This window comes from Bacteroidales bacterium, from assembly GCA_035353855.1.
Classification (GTDB): domain Bacteria; phylum Bacteroidota; class Bacteroidia; order Bacteroidales; family CG2-30-32-10; genus DAOQAK01.
This window is the reverse complement of record DAOQAK010000002.1, coordinates 26,988-45,355: the sequence shown is the minus strand read 5'-3', so window position 1 is coordinate 45,355 and position 18,368 is coordinate 26,988. Positions and strand designations below refer to the sequence as shown.

Annotated in this window: 12 protein-coding genes; 8 read left to right on the top strand and 4 right to left on the bottom strand. The window is 32.8% G+C overall.

The genetic code is table 11. From position 1 onward, the window contains the following. Positions 1 to 11: 11 nt before the first annotated feature. The 3 genes from PKK00_00630 to PKK00_00620 all read right to left on the bottom strand — a co-directional run bounded on the left by PKK00_00630 (position 12) and on the right by PKK00_00620 (position 5,822). Entirely contained in the window at positions 12 to 1,832 is a 1,821-nt protein-coding gene (locus tag PKK00_00630; GenBank protein HNW96896.1) for an ABC transporter ATP-binding protein, read from the bottom strand. 93 nt (positions 1,833 to 1,925) lie between these two features. Beyond that, positions 1,926 to 4,820, bottom strand: a complete 2,895-nt coding sequence (locus tag PKK00_00625; GenBank protein ID HNW96895.1) for a PKD domain-containing protein — start codon at positions 4,818 to 4,820, stop codon at positions 1,926 to 1,928. A 120-nt stretch (positions 4,821 to 4,940) separates the two neighbouring features. Further along, a complete protein-coding gene (locus PKK00_00620; GenBank protein HNW96894.1) occupies positions 4,941 to 5,822 on the bottom strand; it encodes a lysophospholipid acyltransferase family protein in 882 nt (293 codons plus the stop codon). 124 nt (positions 5,823 to 5,946) lie between these two features. Between PKK00_00620 and rbfA the strand changes: the two genes are divergently transcribed. Then, entirely contained in the window at positions 5,947 to 6,291 is a 345-nt protein-coding gene (gene rbfA / locus PKK00_00615; GenBank protein HNW96893.1) for a 30S ribosome-binding factor RbfA, read from the top strand. Positions 6,292 to 6,304: 13 nt separating this feature from the next. Next, complete coding sequence (locus PKK00_00610) at positions 6,305 to 7,537, top strand: FtsX-like permease family protein (GenBank protein ID HNW96892.1); 1,233 nt, start codon at positions 6,305 to 6,307, stop codon at positions 7,535 to 7,537. A gap of 153 nt (positions 7,538 to 7,690) precedes the next feature. Here PKK00_00610 and PKK00_00605 read toward each other — a convergent pair whose 3' ends face one another. Further along, a complete protein-coding gene (locus tag PKK00_00605) occupies positions 7,691 to 8,479 on the bottom strand; it encodes a hypothetical protein (GenBank protein ID HNW96891.1) in 789 nt (262 codons plus the stop codon). 105 nt (positions 8,480 to 8,584) lie between these two features. Between PKK00_00605 and PKK00_00600 the strand changes: the two genes are divergently transcribed. The 6 genes from PKK00_00600 (at position 8,585) to PKK00_00575 (ending at position 18,314) form a co-directional block, all read left to right on the top strand. Further along, on the top strand, positions 8,585 to 10,324 hold the full coding sequence (locus PKK00_00600) for an ATP-binding protein (GenBank protein ID HNW96890.1): 1,740 nt from the start codon (positions 8,585 to 8,587) through the stop codon (positions 10,322 to 10,324). A gap of 247 nt (positions 10,325 to 10,571) precedes the next feature. Continuing rightward, the gene (locus PKK00_00595; protein HNW96889.1) at positions 10,572 to 14,039 is read left to right on the top strand and encodes a C25 family cysteine peptidase; all 3,468 of its coding nucleotides are present in this window, start codon (positions 10,572 to 10,574) and stop codon (positions 14,037 to 14,039) included. Positions 14,040 to 14,124: 85 nt separating this feature from the next. Further along, entirely contained in the window at positions 14,125 to 16,386 is a 2,262-nt protein-coding gene (locus PKK00_00590) for a C25 family cysteine peptidase (protein HNW96888.1), read from the top strand. Positions 16,387 to 16,481: 95 nt separating this feature from the next. Beyond that, on the top strand, positions 16,482 to 17,759 hold the full coding sequence (locus PKK00_00585; GenBank protein HNW96887.1) for a Y-family DNA polymerase: 1,278 nt from the start codon (positions 16,482 to 16,484) through the stop codon (positions 17,757 to 17,759). Between the two features lie 47 nt (positions 17,760 to 17,806). Further along, positions 17,807 to 18,046, top strand: coding sequence for a hypothetical protein (locus PKK00_00580; GenBank protein HNW96886.1), 240 nt, complete (start codon positions 17,807 to 17,809; stop codon positions 18,044 to 18,046). Continuing rightward, positions 18,030 to 18,314 (top strand): type II toxin-antitoxin system RelE/ParE family toxin, encoded by a 285-nt coding sequence (locus PKK00_00575; GenBank protein HNW96885.1) that lies wholly within the window; start codon positions 18,030 to 18,032, stop codon positions 18,312 to 18,314. Before PKK00_00580 ends, PKK00_00575 begins: the two co-directional genes overlap by 17 nt. Positions 18,315 to 18,368: the final 54 nt, after the last annotated feature.

Genomic DNA, 18,368 nt, shown 5'->3' with positions numbered 1-18,368 from the left:
AAAAGTTCATATTAATTGAATGATTGTAAATCGCAAAGTTTTTTATAAATCCCGTTTATCTCAAGCAAATCTGCATGTTTGCCACGTTCAACAATTTCTCCTTTTTGTAAAACAATTATTTCATCGGCATGTTGTATGGTTGACAAACGATGTGCGATTACAACTGATGTCCGGTTTTTCATTAATTTTTCCAAAGCCTCTTGCACCAATCGTTCCGACTCGGTATCGAGTGAAGATGTTGCTTCATCAAGAATTAAAATCGGGGGATTTTTCAAAACTGCCCGTGCAATGCTTAATCGTTGTCGTTGTCCTCCCGAAAGCTTAATACCGCGATCTCCTATATTTGTTTCATAACCGTTTTCCAGTTCCATGATGAACTCATGCGCATTAGCAATCCGAGCCGCTTCGATCACTTTTTCCTTATCAACATTTTCGAGCCCAAATGCAATATTATTGAAAACCGTATCATTAAATAAAATCGACTCCTGCGTTACAATTCCCATCAATCCTCGCAAATCAGAAATCACATAATCTTTTATCGGAACACCGTCAATGCATATTTCACCTTTTGTACAATCGTAAAAACGCGGTAATAAATCAACCATCGTGGATTTGCCGCCACCACTGGGTCCTACAAGTGCAATGGTTTTTCCTTTTTCAATAACAAGGTTTACATTCGTTAGCACTTCTTCTTTTTCGTAAGTGAATGAAACATTATTGTATGAAATATTTTTCTGAAATTCTTTTACTTTTTTTGCATTGGATTTTTCTTCAATAACCTCTTCTGCATCTAAAACCTGTTTAATACGATCGGCACTGGCTGCACCTTTCTGAATATTATAAAATGCTGTAACAAACGATTTCACCGGTGGAATTATCTGTGAAAAAATAATTACATACGCAATAAAAACTTCGGGAGATACGCTGCTGTTGTTGCTAAGAACAAATTTTCCTCCGAACCAAATTATAATTACTCCTACCAATACTCCTAAAAATTCACTCAACGGATTTGCAAGATCGCGTTTCCTATAAACCCTTGTCATTATTTTGGTGTAGCCATCATTCATTTTTTTGAATTTTTTTCCTGAATAATCAATAGCATTGAAAGCCTTGATAATTCTAAGCCCCGAAAGAGTTTCTTCAATTACCGATAAAATAATTCCCATTTTATTCTGAACTTTATCAGAACTTCTTTTTAAACTTTTTCCAATTTTGCTTATCAAAAAAGCTGTTAAAGGCAAAAGGATCAAAACAAATATCGTAAGCTGCGGACTCATTATCATCAGCGTTACCAAAAAAACCACAATGTTTAAAGGGTCACGAAAAATCATTTCGAGTGAACTCATGATCGACCATTCCACTTCCTGAACATCGCTGGTCATGCGGGCTATAATATCACCTTTTTTTTGTTCGGAATAATATGATAGTGGAAGAATAAGAACTTTCTGGTAAAGGTCGTTACGCAAATCTTTCACTACTCCGTTTCGTACTGTTGCCAGGTAGTACATACCCATGTAGCGAAATAAATTTTTAAGAAAAAATAAAATGATTACCAGGATACAAATAAATATCAATGCCTGTTCTTTTCCATAATTAACAATAATCTGGCTAACATAATAATTAAATGTATTTATGATACCATCAGTGCTGAAATGAAATTCGGGTTTTATTAAAACCAATTTCTGTATTCCAAAAAGCAAACGCAGAATAGGGATTACCATTGCCAATGAAACCAACGAAAATAAAACGGACAAAATATTAAAAGTAATATTCAATGAAGCCGAACCCCAGTAAGACTTTACATAACGAAATATGCGCATGATATTTTTCATAATGGCAAATATAGAACGAAAAAATCAATAAATTATGATATCACAAAAAAAAGCGGGCTGCTCTTGAGCAGCCCGCTTAGTAAAAACATTTATTTACTCTTTAATAAATTTCTTAACTATAATTCCTTTTTCACTACTTAGTTTTACATAGTACAAACCTTTAGTTAAATTAGCTATATTAATTATTGTATTTTTCCCTTCTAGTCTTTTGCACAATGTCAAATTGCCTACAACATCATATATTTCTATTTTATTATTTCTTAAAATTAAATTCTCAGACAATAATATTTCAATTTTATCTTTTGCGGGATTAGGAAATATATTAAACGTATCAAATATCTCGTGTTCTATTATTCCCGAATTATCTGAAGGAATGACATCAACAGAAATTATAGTATTAATAGATTTATTAATTATTGATGAATCGCAATAAGTGCTGGTACATCCATTAGAGTCAGTAATAGCAAGACATATAAGATAATTTCCGGCTGCATTGTATGTATGACTTGGATAAGGAATAGTATCATGTGTTCCATCACCCCAACTCCATAAATATTTTATTGGTTGAACACCATTCGTCATATTAACAATATAGTAATGATGCAAAGTAGCTGTATCAGGATAAATGCTATACATGGCATAACAGCTTGTATTCCCAGCATCAATAAAAATATGATAGGTTGATGAGCAATTCCCGTTGCTTACAGTAAGTTCAACTTTATAATTGTCAGCAACAGTATAGGTGTGCGAAGGATTTGCGATATTTGAAGTGTTACCGTCACCAAAATCCCAATAATAAGTATTAGATGATGACACAGAACCCATAAAATAAAAACTTACATTAAGTGGAATATTTCCCGATGCAGGTGTTGCATAAAAGCTTGCTTCTACATGATTACTTGTACCAACGGTAGTGCTATCAACATAGGAACAACCATTAGCATCAGTAACTGTAATGGTGTACGAACCCGGACATAAACCTGCAATACTCGCACTTGAAACACTATTACTCCAATTATAATTATAAGGAGGAGTTCCACCTGCAACTATAGCATTTACTATACCATTGCATACACTATCGCATTGCACATTTTCACTAATAAGAGAAACGTAAAGCATTGTTGGTTGACAAACAACAACAGTTGCATTTGCCATACATCCATTATTATCAGTTACTGTAACTGTATATGATCCCGCAGATACCCCGGTTGCAGTTGTTGCTATTTGTGGTGGAGATGTGTTCCATATAAAATTATAAGGAGGAGTCCCTCCATTAACAACAACAGTAGCACTTCCATCACTTTGCCCATAACATGTAACAGAATCAGCACTAACCGTAAGCTGTAATTGGGAAGGTTGAAAAAGATTAATTGTTGCAGTTTTTGTAGAATCATTAAAATCAGTAACTGTTACAGTATATATACCCGCAGGCAGATTATCAGCAATAGAAGTGGTTTGTACTGGAACCGTATTCCATTGATATGTATATGGGAGTGTTCCTCCACATGCGGTAACAGCAATGCTTCCATCATTTCCGCCAAAACAGGAAACAGAATCTACACTACAAGTAAGCTGCATTTCTTGTTGCGAAATTCCATAAACCACGCCAGATATAGAAGAAGAACAACCATTTGCATCTGTTATTGTTACAGTATATATACCGTTAACAAGTCCTGCTGCAGTTTGTGTTGTTTGAGTTGGATTTGTACTCCATGTATATGTAAATGGCGCTGTTCCAACATTTGGAGTTATTGTAATTGTCCCATTATTAATCCCACAATTTGCCGGTGTTGAAGAAATAACACCAGATGGTAACGGATTTACTATTACAATAATATCAGCAGAGCTGGTGCAACCTAAAGGGGTAGTAGTCGTAACAGTATAAATAGTATTGCTTGCAGGGCTTACTGTTATGGATAATCCCGAAACACCTGTACTCCATACATAAGCACCTCCTCCTGATGCGTTGATTGTTACCGATTCTCCTAAACAAATTATTGGCGCAGACGGAGTAAATGTAATAATTGGATTATCTATAATTAAAATGAGAGAAAGTGTATCTGTACATAATAGTCCTGTTACCGGAATCATTTCACAAGAAATAATAGTTCCATTTACTACAGAATCTAATGTTATCGTATTTGTCACAGTATTAATAGTTGTTCCTTCGTATGACCAGATATAATTGGTAAATCCAGCAGGAGCGGTAACAATATCAGAAGAACCGCAATTTTGTTGTACTAATTCTAATGAACCACAATAGCAGGAAATGTATGCATAACCAAAATGCTCTCCCTGAGCACAATCATATGTTGTAAACTGTATAGTTACATTTTGATTAATATAATCTGATAAATCAAAACTTTGCATTGTCCAGTCTTTCCATGCAACACTATCGTTAGGAGAGCAAACTGTTGAAAGCGATTTACATTTCTGAAATCCCTGAAGTGTTCCAGCAGCTGAAATTTCATAATGCCCGCAAACGGAATCAATCAAATTTCCTGATTGATTCAAAACTTCAACAGTAAATTTTGGCATACCTGTACTGTCATGGTTCAAATCGGAAGGTAACTGAAAAACCAAAGCATATTGATATGTAAAAATACTGTTTGATGAATTTACATTATAAGTATATTGCAATCTTTCCACCTGCGGATTTCCTCCAACACATTGTGAACATAAATCGTTCCCTAAACGACAAGAATACCATGCAGGAGGTAAAACACTTAAAAGATTTTGAGTATTCGGATCTGTTCCTGGAGCATTTATAATTGTTTGTCTTCCCGGAGTTGATGGAAGAGAATTTATTGTACCTGCAACAATGCCAGCTACTAAATTACTATATACTCCAGAAATATTTTCTCCAGTTGAACCTGTCCAGTTTGTAAAATCACCTAGTGAAAAATCGGCATTTACACATTGTGCCTTGCTTTCATTTATATATAATGCAAATGCAAAACAATATATTAAAACAAATAGTTTTTTCATAAATATCAGGTTTTGAAAAATAGTTTTTAAATAACAGGTTAGTATCGTTTTTTAGGAAGACGAAAGTTTTAACCTTAGGGTTGGCTAATTTTAAGAATATTTATTTGAAATATTTTTTTATTAGTTATAAAATCCATCAATATGTTTCCAGCGTTTATGCGACCAAAGCCAGTATTCGGGCGCACGCTGAATGGTTTTTTCAAGGAGAGAAATATATGAATTCATAATTTCACCGTAAGCCGTTTGCTTTGGTTCATCGGTAATTTTTATTAAATGAATTTTATATCGACCGCGTTTTAATCTTTCCACATCTGCATAAACTACAGGATAATTATAATCCTTCGCATATTTTTCGGCACCATATAAAAATTCAGTTTCTTTATTCAGAAATATTTTTGGAAACCCTTTGTTCTTGCCTCCCGGATATTGGTCGGATAAAAATAAACTTGCTGTTAATGTATCTTTATCTTTTGCAAATTCTTCTTTTATATTCAGCGCATTGATAATTTTCATTCCAAATCGGCTTCTTCTATCATTGGTAAGTTTATTCATCACCTGGTTTGTCAAGGGTTTCCCAACGCCAATGGCAAGGTGAGGAAAAAAAATATTCATCGCATAAATCAAATATTCCCAATTTCCGTAATGTGCCGACATGAAAATTACACTGCGGTTTTCTTTTGCATACTGTTCCATTATTTCAGGATTGTCGCAAGTAATTCTTTTTAAAAGATTTTTTTTACGAATGGTAAAACATTTGATTGATTCTAAAAAAACATCGGCTAAAAAACGATAAAATTTTTTCGCGGTTTTATTTATGTCAATATCCGGGTTAAGGCTTCCTGCAAGGTTTTTGTATACTACTTTTTTTCTGTACTTCAAAACACCATACAATATAAAAGCAAGTGCGTCCGATAAAATATAAAGCAACCAAAAAGGCAGTAATGAAAATAAAAGCAGCAACCCAAAAAGTAAATAGCTGAATATTTTTGAAAAAAAATTCATCGAAAAAATAATTTTGATACAAAGATAAATTTTTATAGTCGTTACAATCAATAAATAGAATCACAATTTTCAATTTGATATTATATATTATCTATTTAATATATAAATATTACCTTTGCCTATTATGGACAGCACACGACAACAAAAAGTTTCAAGACTTATTCAAAAAGACCTGAGTAATATTTTCCAGGTCGAAAGCCGCGGCATGTATGCCAATGCAATGATCACTGTAACACAGGTTCGCGTATCACCCGACCTTGGTGTTGCTAAAACATATTTAAGTATTTTTTCAACAGGAAGTATCGATAAAAAAGATATACTGGAAAAAATAAAACAAAACACAAAAGAAATCAGGAAAAACCTTGGAATCCGCATAGGTAAACAAGTGCGTGTCATTCCTGAATTGGATTTCTTTCTCGACGATTCTCTTGATTATATAGAAAAAATAGAGAACCTTTTAAAAAAATAACAATCAAAAAATCTTGAACACTTCGTTATACATAGCAAAGCGTTACCTGTTCTCGAAAAAATCGCATAACATAATAAATATTATTTCCGGTATTTCTGTCCTGGGTTTTACTATCGGCACCACTGCGCTTATTGTAATACTCAGTGTTTTCAATGGGTTTGAATCGGTAGTAGTTAAACTGTTCAACACCTTTAATGCCGAAATTCAGATTACGCCTAAAGAAGGAAAAACTTTTGACGTTACCACATTGCCTGAAGATAAAATAAAAAAAATTCCCGGTGTTGTTTACCTTACCGATGTTATTGAAGAAAATGCATTATTAAAGTATAAAGACAAACAATTTATCGCAACTATAAAAGGCATCAACCCTGACTATGGGAAAATGAGCAGGCTGGATACTATGATCATCGATGGTGTATTTGTTTTACAAAACGACAGTAATAATTATGCTTTAGTAGGAAATGGCGTGGCATATAACCTGGGTTTGCAACTGAATGATTATCTTAATCCTTTGGAAATATATGTACCCCGCAGAGGGGATGTAAGTTTATTAAACCCTCTTGAGGCATTTAATTCAGAAGTGTTGTTCCCCTCGGGAGTTCTTTCTGTTAACCAGGAATTTGATATAAAGTATATTCTTATTCCATTGCGTTTCGCACAAAAATTATTGGATTACAAAAATGAAGTTACCTCTGTAGAACTTGGTATAAATCCCAATGCTGATATTGAAACCATACAAAAAGAAGTTGAAAAAATTTCCGGTGATAAATTTGTAATTAAAAACCGTTTCCAGCAACAGGAATTATTATACAAAATAATGAAATCGGAAAAATGGGCCATTATACTTATTCTTTCTTTTATACTATTGGTTGCAACATTCAATATTATTGGAACACTTACGATGCTCATACTTGACAAGAAAAAAGATATTACTATTCTCTGGAGCTTGGGTGCCGATAAAAAACTTATCAGGAAAATATTTTTTACAGAAGGAATGATGATCACATTTTTCGGGACATTGCTGGGATTGGCTTTTGGAGTATTGGTTTGCTGGTTACAACAAAAATATGGATTCATAAAAATGCCCGATGACGGTACCTTTGTTATAACCAACTATCCAGTTGAAATGCGAACTTATGATTTTATTCTTGTATTAATTATCGATCTGGTAATTGGTATCATTACCTCGTGGTTTCCTGTTCGGCAAATTTCAAAACGTACTATTGAAGAACAAGAAAAATTTTAAATTCTTTGATTTTACTAAGTATACTCGTTCTTATCAGGTTTGCAAAGGCAAAACTGTTTAGAACGAGTTATACCGTACAGAAAACAAAAAATATTTTTGCAAAACTCTTTTCTGTCGGTATAAATAATAATTTGGGGAATACTGTATATTCAACTATTTCTTTGAAATAATTTCAGTTTTATTATCGTAATTCACCGAATATTTTCCTTTTGATAAATCGGAAATATTAACTTGTGTACCTGTCCCATCCATAATGAATTTACCTTTATCATCAAAAATTTCATAAGCTGTTTCTGAAGAAAAAGTAATTACATCGGTAACTTTAAGAGCAGAAATAAAAACTTCTTTAATTGTAGGAATTTTAAATTTTATTTGTTTTGAATAAACAATATTTCCTTTTTCGTCGGTATGTGAAATACGAAAAGTATTAAGTCCAAAATGAGGTTTACTATCGTAAGCATAATTATTTTTCTTTACCGTATCTGTATTTTCAATTTCAGCTACAGTTACCCACTTATTCCACCGAAATTGTTCAACAGTGAATGCACTAAAAACTTCTCCTTTTACATTCCATGTTATTTTTCCGGCTTTATCAGCTTTTGTGTTCATAAATGAAAATGTGCTTAGTGATTGAAGTACTTCAGGGTTAATTATTTTTGGTTTGCATCCGCTTTTATAGAATATTTTTATTTCTACATTTTCATCATTATTCAAATCCAGCAATGAAAAATCAATTTCAAAAGAATTTGATTTTATTTCATCTTTAGTAGGTTCCCTGTTAACAAGCACTTTCGAAACAGTAAATATCGTATCTTTACCGCACGAAGGATTTAATACATACAAATTTTTACCGCTATAATGTCCTTTAAAAACCAGCGAATCCTGTGCAAATCCTAACACATAAGAAAAAATCAAAAATGCTATAGCAATAATTGTCTTCATATATTATTCACTTTGCAATATTAATTTTTATTTTCAATTGATAAAAATAATTCTATCGAAAAATTTCTTAATTTTATCCATTCGAATCAGACCGATTGGCAAAACATGGAAATTTTAAATATAAAAAATCTTGAAGAAAATATTAAAAAATATTTTCCGGTAGAAGAACAGCAGAAGGCAATTCATTTATTAAACTCCCTTCAAAACGAATATAACAATAACTCAAATATTGATTTAAAAATCTTAAATACCAACGATAATTTATCTTTTGAAGAACTAGGTAAAAGAGAAGGTCTTTTCCGTACCATGGTCGAAAATCAAAGCGAAGGGATTAGTATTGTTGATGAAAAAGAAAATTTTCTTTTTGCAAACCCTGCAGCAGAATATATTTTTGGATTGAACAAGGGAGAGTTAGTAGGGAAAAATATTCGTGAATTCACAACGGATGAACAATTAAAAGTTTGCCTGGAACAAACAGAACAAAGAAAACAAGGAATAAAAAGTACTTACCTTACTGAAATCACCCGAAAAGATAAAACTATAAGAGTTATAAGGGTAACGGCAACACCACGCTTCGGGAAAAATAATAAGTACCTGGGAGCATTCAGCATATTTGCCGATATTTCAGAATATAAAAATACTGAAAAAGAATTAAAAAGAGCAAAAGAAGAAGCAGAACGTGCCAATCGTTCCAAGTCTGATTTTATTGCATTTGTCAGCCACGAAATACGTACTCCTATGTCGGGAGTTATTGGTGTTACCGACCTATTGCTCGAAACCAGCCTTAATTCCAAACAAAAATACCTGGTTGATATGATACGTATCAGTGGTGAAAATATGATATTATTATTAAATGATATCCTTGATTTTTCAAAACTGGAATATGGCAAATTCAAACTGGAAAACACGACATTTAGCCTTACAGAAACCATTGAAGAATCATTAAAATTATTTTCTCCGGCTGCACTTGAAAAGAAAATCGGGATGTCATACAATATTAAAAAAGGTGTACCCGGTTTTATTTTTACCGATAAAAAACGATTGAAACAAATTCTTGCGAACCTATTAAGCAATGCAATAAAATTTACTGAACATGGTGATATTGAATTGAAATTAGAAACAGGAAAAAAACAATTGAATATTGTAGAGCTGATTTTTTCGGTTAAAGATACAGGAGTAGGTATATCTGATGAATTACAGAAAAAACTTTTTTCTCCTTATGAACAGGAAAATGAGCAAGAGCCTTTAACGCGAAAATATCAGGGTACAGGGCTTGGACTGGCAATTTGTAAAAAAATGTCGGAACTGCTTGGTGGTAAAATCTGGGTCGAAAGTAAAAAAGGGTCAGGAACAACATTCTTCTTTTCAATAAAAACCGAATTACCTGAAGAACATACTACTTTCATGGAAACTGATAAACAAAAAAATACGGTGAAACGTGAAGGTTCATTGCTTTCAGAAAAATACCCGTTTAAAATTCTTATAGCCGAAGACAATATGATTAACCGTAAGCTTATGCTTAAAATATTAGAAAGCTTTGGCTATAGTGCTATGGTTGCAACTAATGGCAAAGAAGTATTAGAAATAATTGAAAATGAATCCGTCGACCTTATTTTTATGGACATTCAGATGCCTGTAATTGATGGATTTGAAGCTACAAAAATAATTGTTGATAAAATCCCCGCCCATATCAGACCTAAAATTATTGCTTTAACTGCCAATGCACTTGAAGGGGACAGGGAACGATGCCTTGAAGCTGGAATGGATGATTATATGAGTAAACCTATTCGCAAAGATGACCTTTATTCCATTATTGAAAAAACAGGATTAAATCTGAAAAAATAATTCTCAGCAAAAACAACCTTTCTGTTTAATATTTCTCTTTATTTTAAGTTGAAGTTTTTGAGATTTTCATAATAATTTTTATGTTTATCGCCGAATATTTAATATAAAAAGCTATCATATATTAAATTTAATATATGATATAGTTTAAATATTTATTAGATTTATTTTTTTAAAACTAATTTTCTACGTATATTTGTTAGATAAATTAATAAAAACACTTATGCTATTTTTTACTAAAACATATTAAATGAAAATAATTTTAAAATTTTTTTACATCAGTTTTCTTTCTGTATTTTTTCTTTTAAGTACTAATATGTATGCGGGTGAAATTAAAATTAGAGAAGGCAAATCAGCTCTAAAAATCAATGCCAATAATTATAATGAACTTTCTTTTTCAAACACATTTACTGAATTAACATATAAAAGTGTTAAAACAGAAAAAGGAATTTTCTATGAGCTTTCTATTCCCGATTATGGTTATTCAAATCACATAGGAGACCCTAAACTTCCAATGCTGCGAAAATTGATTGAAATTCCTTTTGGAGCTACGGTTAATGTAAAAGTTGTTAACTATACAGAAACTGAATATAAATTATCCGATTACGGAATCAGCGAAAAGCTAATGCCTTCACAACCGCCTGTTTCAAAAGACCTGAATAAAAAACTTCCTGATTTTGAATATAATCCTGTAACTTATTCTTCAAACCAGTATAACAGTGATGATCTTGTTGATGTAAATATTATAGGAACGATGCGTGGTGTAAGAATTGGAAGACTTGATATTGCACCTGTAAGATATAATCCTGTAACAAATACTATAAAAATTTATAACGATATTAAAGTTGAAATTACTTTCAATGACGCTGATATTACTAAAACCATGTATGAAAAGAAAAAAAATTATTCTCCTTATTTTGAGAGTATGTATTCTAATCAATTGGTAAATTATAAAACATCAGCTGCTAAAGATGCACTTACAACATATCCTGTAAAGTATGTAATTGTATCTCCCATTACTTTTCAGTCGCAACTTCAACCTTTCATTCAATGGAAAACAAAAAAAGGATTTAAGGTCATTGAAGCTTATACCAACGATTCACAGGTTGGGACAACTACAACTTCAATAAAAAATTATTTAAAAAATTTATATGATAATGCAACTCCATCTGACCCGGCTCCTTCATTTGTTTTACTTGTAGGTGATGTTGCTGAAATCCCTTCATTCTCAGGCAATACAGGCTCTCATGTTTCTGATTTATATTATTGCGAATACACCGGTGATTATCTTCCTGAAATATATTACGGAAGGTTTTCAGCATCTACAACCGTTCAACTACAACCACAAATTGATAAAACTTTGGAGTATGAACAATACTTAATGCCCGATCCCTCTTATCTTGGAAAATGTGTAATGATTGCAGGACAAGACGCTACTTACGGTCCATTACATGGCGACGGACAAATCAATTATGGTACTTCAACATATTTTAATATTGCACATGGACTAACATCAAGCACTTATTTATATTCCGTATCCGGAAGCAGTGCAACTACTATAAGACAAAATATAAGCGACGGAGTATGTTATGCAAATTATACAGCACACGGAAGCTCTGATGGATGGTACGATCCGCAATTTTCTATTTCACAAATTGCCAGTTTAGCTAATGCACATAAATATCCATTAATGGTAGGAAACTGTTGTTTAACGAATACGTTTGATGGCGACTGTTTTGGAGAAGAACTCTTACGTGCAAGCAACAAAGGAGCTGTTGGCTATATTGGAGGATCAAACACTACTACTTGGGATGAAGATTTCTGGTGGGGAACAGGTTATAAAACCGTTGTTGTTAACCCAACCTATAGCGCAACTTCACTGGGTGCTTACGACAGAACATTTCATGACCATAGTGAAGCACGCAGCGAATGGTATGCTTCGCAAGATCAAATGGTATTTGCAGGAAACCTTGCTGTTACTCAATCGGGCTCAAGTGAAGCTGAATATTATTGGGAAATATATCACCTGATGGGTGACCCTTCTCTTATGATTTATTTTGGTGTACCCGCTCAATTAGATGCAAGTTATACTCCACTTATTCCGCTTGGTTCATCAAGTTTTACGGTTAATACTGAACCCTGGGCTTATGTTGCTGTTTCAATGGCAAATGTTTTACATGGCGCTGCATTAGCCGATTCCAATGGCGTTGCTACAATTAATATAGATCCTTTTACAATACCCGGTAAAGCGTATATTGTTGCTACAAAACAAAACAGAGCTCCATTTATTGACTCATTAGATGTTGCTTCTCCAACTGGCCCATATGTGATTTATACAAGTAATACACTACATGATGCAACAGGTAATAATAACGGTCTTGCTGATTTTGGTGAAAACATTACACTTGATATAACACTTCAAAATGTTGGCCAAGCAATAGCATCAAATGTTACAGCAAAACTTAGAACAAACGATACATATATAACTATTACTGATAGTACAGCTACGTGGGGCACTATTACTAATGGATTATCTTCTACTCAAAATAATGCATTTGCATTTACTGTAGCCAATTATGTTCCCGACCAGCATATCGTACACTTTACTATTGTAGTTACTGATGGAAGCAATACATGGAACGTATCATTTAATGTTGTTTTAAACGCACCTTTGCTTTCAATAGGGGATATAACTATTGATGATAATGCAACAGGCAATGGCAATGGAAGACTTGATATTGGAGAAAATGCCAATATTATTATTTCATCTACAAATATTGGACATTCCGATGCAATAAATTCATTTAGCAATTTATCTTTGAGTGAAGGTGATGCTACAATTATCAATGCAAATACAAACCTTGGGACACTAAATGCTATTTCAGGAGCTTCAAATGCAACATTTAATATAACGGTTAACCCAACAGCTGTTAATGGAAGTATATTATCATTAAATAATACTCTAACATCAGGGTTATACTCAGCACAAAAACCATTTAATTTAATGATTGGAATTGTTGATGAAGACTGGGAAACAGGCGATATTACAAAATTTGATTGGGAACAAAGTACATATCCATGGGTTATTTTAAATACATTACCTTACGAAGGAATTTATTCTGCAAAATCAGGAACTATTCCGAATCAGGAAAATTCAGACATAAGTATTACATTTAATGTTCTTGCTGACGACAGTATTTCTTTCTATGCAAAAGTATCATCAGAAAGTAATTATGACTTTTTAAAATTTTATATCAATGATGTTGAAGCAGGCTCTTGGTCAGGCGAAATGGGATGGACACGCCAGGTATTCCCGGTAACACCAGGGACAACTACTTTCAAATGGTCGTATATTAAAGATTATTCCATGTCAAATGGAGATGATTGCGCGTGGATTGATTATATTCTTTTCCCACCTATTGCTATATCCAGCTTATCTATTAATGATGTGAATATTGGTAATAATGCAATGACTTGTTTCCCGAATCCATTTACTTATTCAACAACTATTAATTATAGTATTGAGAAAACCAGTAATGTAAAAATAAAAGTATTCGATACTTTTGGACAAGAAATAGAAACGCTTGCAAATGATTTAAATAAACCTGCCGGAAATTATTCATTAACATTTAACGCCGAAAAATATAAAGCAGGTATTTACCACTGTATACTTACTACAAATGATAAAACTATAACAAGAAAATTAATATTAAAATAATACAAACAAAAATGAATATAAATTAAAATTTAATTACACCAAACTCTAAAACATTATGAAAAAAAATTATTTACACTTTAAATTTATGACGATAATCGTCATTAGTGCACTTTGCTTTATGGGGCTTAACAGCTCTGCACAAGTAAACCGAAAAGGAAAAAACTTTTCTGTTGAATTCAACCAGGTAAAAAGTAACGTTATGAATTTACTTTTTACTATTGATAATTTTAAAATCACAGAAAGAACTGAAAATGGAGTTACATACTCATCTATTGAATTTGAAAAAAATGGCGTATCTACTAATAAAAAAGGATACGCTGAATTACCTATTATACATGCTACCGTTCAATTAGATCCAGAAAAAAATGTTTCTATGGAAGTTGAAAACGGAACATATACTGATTATAATTTGGATTTTCCGCTCTTACCTTCAAGAGGAACTATTACACGCAACCAGGACCCTTCAACAATTCCTTATGAAATTGATCCGGCTTCTTTAGTTGATGCATGGTATCCTGTTGACCTTGCAACAACTGTCGATCCTTTTATTATCAGGAATGTTAGAGGAACAAGTGTATATGTATACCCTATGCAGTATAATGCTGCAAAAAAGATATTAAGAGTATATAATACCATTAACGTTAAACTTACTGAAAACAATACTACACCTGTAAATCCACTAACCAGTATTAGCAAGACTGAAGTGAATGAAGCATTGGATATGTACAAAAATGTATTTATCAATTTTGATAATAATAAAACAAACTGGTCAAACGAAGTAGGTGAAACCGGTGATATATTAGTTATTACTACTTCTACTTATGCTTCCGCTGTTCAGCCATACATCGACTGGAAAAAACAAATGGGATATAGTGTTACTTTACAAACTGTAACAGCAGGAACTGATGTAACTACAACAATTAAAAATGCATATACTGCAAATACAAAACTATTTTATGTATTATTAGTTGGCGATTATGCTGATGTGAAATCTCCAACGATTAGTTATAATCAGACAACAGGCGCAACAGATCCAATGTTAGGTTGTGTTGTCGGTACAGATAACAACATAGATATATGTGTTGGAAGATTTTCAGTTTCTTCAACAACAGATGTTACAACTCAAGTGAACAAAACCATTAATTACGAAAAAACACCTACAGCCAGCGGTACCTGGTATAAAAAATCTTTAACCATTGGCAGTCCTGCTTCAAACGGCCAAGGTGATGATAACGAATATGATTATTCACATGTTGCAAATATTTATAATAATAAGTTAAGTAAATTTACTTACACATCTAACGCTACGTTATTAGAATCTAACTCTGCAAGTAATGTTTCTACAGCAGTTAATGGTGGAGTAAGTATTGCTAATTATTGTGGACACGGAGATTATAACTTATGGGTATCCACAAATTATAGTAATACTAACGTTAACAGTTTGACAAATGGAGAAAAACTTCCGTTTATTTTCAGCGTTGCTTGTCTTAACGGAAATTTTAATGGTTCATCCATTTGTTTTGCTGAAGCATGGTTACGTAAATCAGGTGGTGGTGCAGTTGCAGCACTTATGTCATCTGTTAGTCAGGATTGGACCGAACCAATGGCAGGACAAGACTACCTGAATGATATGGTAGTTGGAGGACATACATACACCAACCCCGAGTCAGGTACTAACACTGACCATGGAAAAACTCATTTTGGTTCAATTGTAGTAAATGGTGGTGCATTAGCTTATTCAGAAATGAGCTCTTATTTAGGTACAATGAAAACCTGGACTGTCTTTGGCGACCCTGCATTACAAATCAGAACAGATACTCCAAAAGATATCGTTTTATCAAACAGCATTGTTACCACCGACCCATTTACAACGACAGTTACTGTAAACGGAACTCCATTTGCAAACGCACTGGTTTCAATTTGGGATGGTACCAATCAACCAACATCTGCTTTAACTAATGCTTCAGGACAGGTTACAATCACTCATGGGTTAACTGCCGGTGCTACTGCTAAATTAACTGTTACCGGTTTTAATTTAATGACTTCAACACAAGATGTTACGGTTCAAAGCACTGTTGACATTGCTGAACTGTTAGACCAAACTGTAAGCGTTTATCCTAATCCTGCTACCGACAATATTACTTTATCAATTATAAATTCAATCAATGGAAATTATAATATTGATATCGTAGATCTTGTTGGAAAAACTGTTTACTCTGAAAACATTGCAAAAGATAATACTATTTTCACCAAACAAATTGATTTAAGTAATCTTTCAAAAGGCGTTTACTTATTGAAATATAATGAAAATGGAAATGTAGGTTACAAGAAAATTGTTATCAATTAATTTTCTCAACAAATATTTTGAAAGCTCGGAAATCTTCCGGGCTTTCTTTATTTTTGTATAAACATAACACACTTAAAAATTCTAAGAACATCTCATTGAAAAAAATATTTGCATTAATCGACTGCAACAGTTTTTATGCTTCATGCGAAAAAGTTTTTTCTCCCCGGCTTGAAAATAAGCCCGTGGTGGTGCTTTCAAACAATGATGGTTGTGTTATTTCGCGCTCAAAAGAAGCTAAAGAAATCGGAATAAAAATGGGAGAGCCTGCATTTCACATGACCGATATTATTGAAAAAAATAATGTTGCCGTATTTTCTTCCAACTTTGCATTATATGGCGATATGTCGAATCGTGTAATGGAAATACTTAATAACTTTTCATCAGATATTGAGATCTATAGTATTGACGAGGCTTTCCTTGAAATATCAGGTATGAATATAAAAGATTATGAAGCATATGGACATAAAATCAGAAATACCGTTTTGCAATGGACAGGCATTCCTGTTTCTGTTGGAATCAGTACAACAAAAACCCTTGCTAAAGTAGCCAATCATCTTGCAAAAAAACATGATGCCTTTAACGGGGTAATGGATTTGACCAACAGCAATGATTTTGAAAAAGCACTGAAACTTACACCGGTCAACGATATCTGGGGTATCGGGTGGCAATTTTCAAAATTTTTGAAAGAACAAAATATTCTCAATGCATTGGATTTATCAAAAATGAATGACAGTTGGATACGCAAACATTTGCATATAGTTGGGTTACGAACAGTTGAGGAGCTTCGCGGAAAACCATGCATTTCGATGGAATCAAATCCGCCAGGTAAAAAAGGAATTACCCACTCACGCTCATTTGGAACAGCTGTTACCGAGTACTCTATTCTTGAAGAAGCGGTTTCTACTTTCACATCACGATGTGCTGAAAAACTGCGTAAACAAAATTCTTACGTAACCGTAATAACGGTTTTTGTTATGACAAACCGTTTTTCGGATGATCCAAAATACGTGAATTTTAAAACGCTTCATATTACAACTCCTACAAACAATACTCCCGAACTAATTGAACATGCTGCAAAACTTCTAAAATTATTATTTAAAAAAGGATACCGATATAAAAAAGCTGGAGTGATGTTTACTGAATTAATTCCTGCAACCCACGAACAGCTCAGCTTTTGGGATAACATTGACAGAAGTAAACAAAAAAAAATAATGCCCGTTCTCGACCGCATCACTGCAACTATGGGAAAAGATGTTGTAAAATATGCCATACAGGGTACACACCGCAGATGGAAGCTCAGGCAGGAAAAGCTTTCAAAAAAGTTTACTACAAAATGGGATGAATTATTGGAAATTGATTTAGATAAAATTTAAAAATATTTTCTAAAAAAATAATATCTTTGTTTCTAAAGTAAGAAAACATGCAAACATTACGGATACGCGTTAGCGACAACATTTATAATAATCTCATGCGTTTACTGGGAAAATTTAAAAAAAATGAGATTGAAGTAATCACCGAAGATGAGAAATACTTATCCATACAAAACTACCTTCTGAATGAATTTAATCAGGTAAAAGAAGGAAATGCCACTTATCATTCTATAGAAGATTTGGAAAATAATCTTGAAAACATTATTAAAAAAAATGAAAATAAGGGTTAAAGATTCTTTTATTTCAAGGCTCTCACAGCAGGTTGATTATATAGCAAAAGACAGCCCTCCAAGAGCAAGGAAATTTAAAAATGATATTATTAAAGAAATAAACAATATCATTCCCAATCCTTACAAACACAGAAAGTCAATTTATTTTGAAAATGAAAATATAAGAGATTTAATTTATAAAGGGTATACAATAGTATTTTATATCAATCCAAACGAACATATCATTGATATATTCGGATTTATTAAATATCAAGAAAATCCTATTTAATAATTCTCCATTTTATTCAAATAATTTTTATAGTTTAGTCCTTTCAAAATAATA

What these genes read in the sequence shown, in the direction of transcription:
- PKK00_00630 (HNW96896.1), bottom strand. Translation starts at nt 1,832, where the DNA reads ATGAAAAATATCATGCGCATATTTCGTTATGTAAAGTCTTACTGGGGT.
- PKK00_00625 (HNW96895.1), bottom strand. Translation starts at nt 4,820, where the DNA reads ATGAAAAAACTATTTGTTTTAATATATTGTTTTGCATTTGCATTATAT.
- PKK00_00620 (HNW96894.1), bottom strand. Translation starts at nt 5,822, where the DNA reads ATGAATTTTTTTTCAAAAATATTCAGCTATTTACTTTTTGGGTTGCTG.
- rbfA (HNW96893.1), top strand. Translation starts at nt 5,947, where the DNA reads ATGGACAGCACACGACAACAAAAAGTTTCAAGACTTATTCAAAAAGAC.
- PKK00_00605 (HNW96891.1), bottom strand. Translation starts at nt 8,479, where the DNA reads ATGAAGACAATTATTGCTATAGCATTTTTGATTTTTTCTTATGTGTTA.
- PKK00_00600 (HNW96890.1), top strand. Translation starts at nt 8,585, where the DNA reads ATGGAAATTTTAAATATAAAAAATCTTGAAGAAAATATTAAAAAATAT.
- PKK00_00595 (HNW96889.1), top strand. Translation starts at nt 10,572, where the DNA reads ATGAAAATAATTTTAAAATTTTTTTACATCAGTTTTCTTTCTGTATTT.
- PKK00_00590 (HNW96888.1), top strand. Translation starts at nt 14,125, where the DNA reads ATGACGATAATCGTCATTAGTGCACTTTGCTTTATGGGGCTTAACAGC.
- PKK00_00580 (HNW96886.1), top strand. Translation starts at nt 17,807, where the DNA reads ATGCAAACATTACGGATACGCGTTAGCGACAACATTTATAATAATCTC.
- PKK00_00575 (HNW96885.1), top strand. Translation starts at nt 18,030, where the DNA reads ATGAAAATAAGGGTTAAAGATTCTTTTATTTCAAGGCTCTCACAGCAG.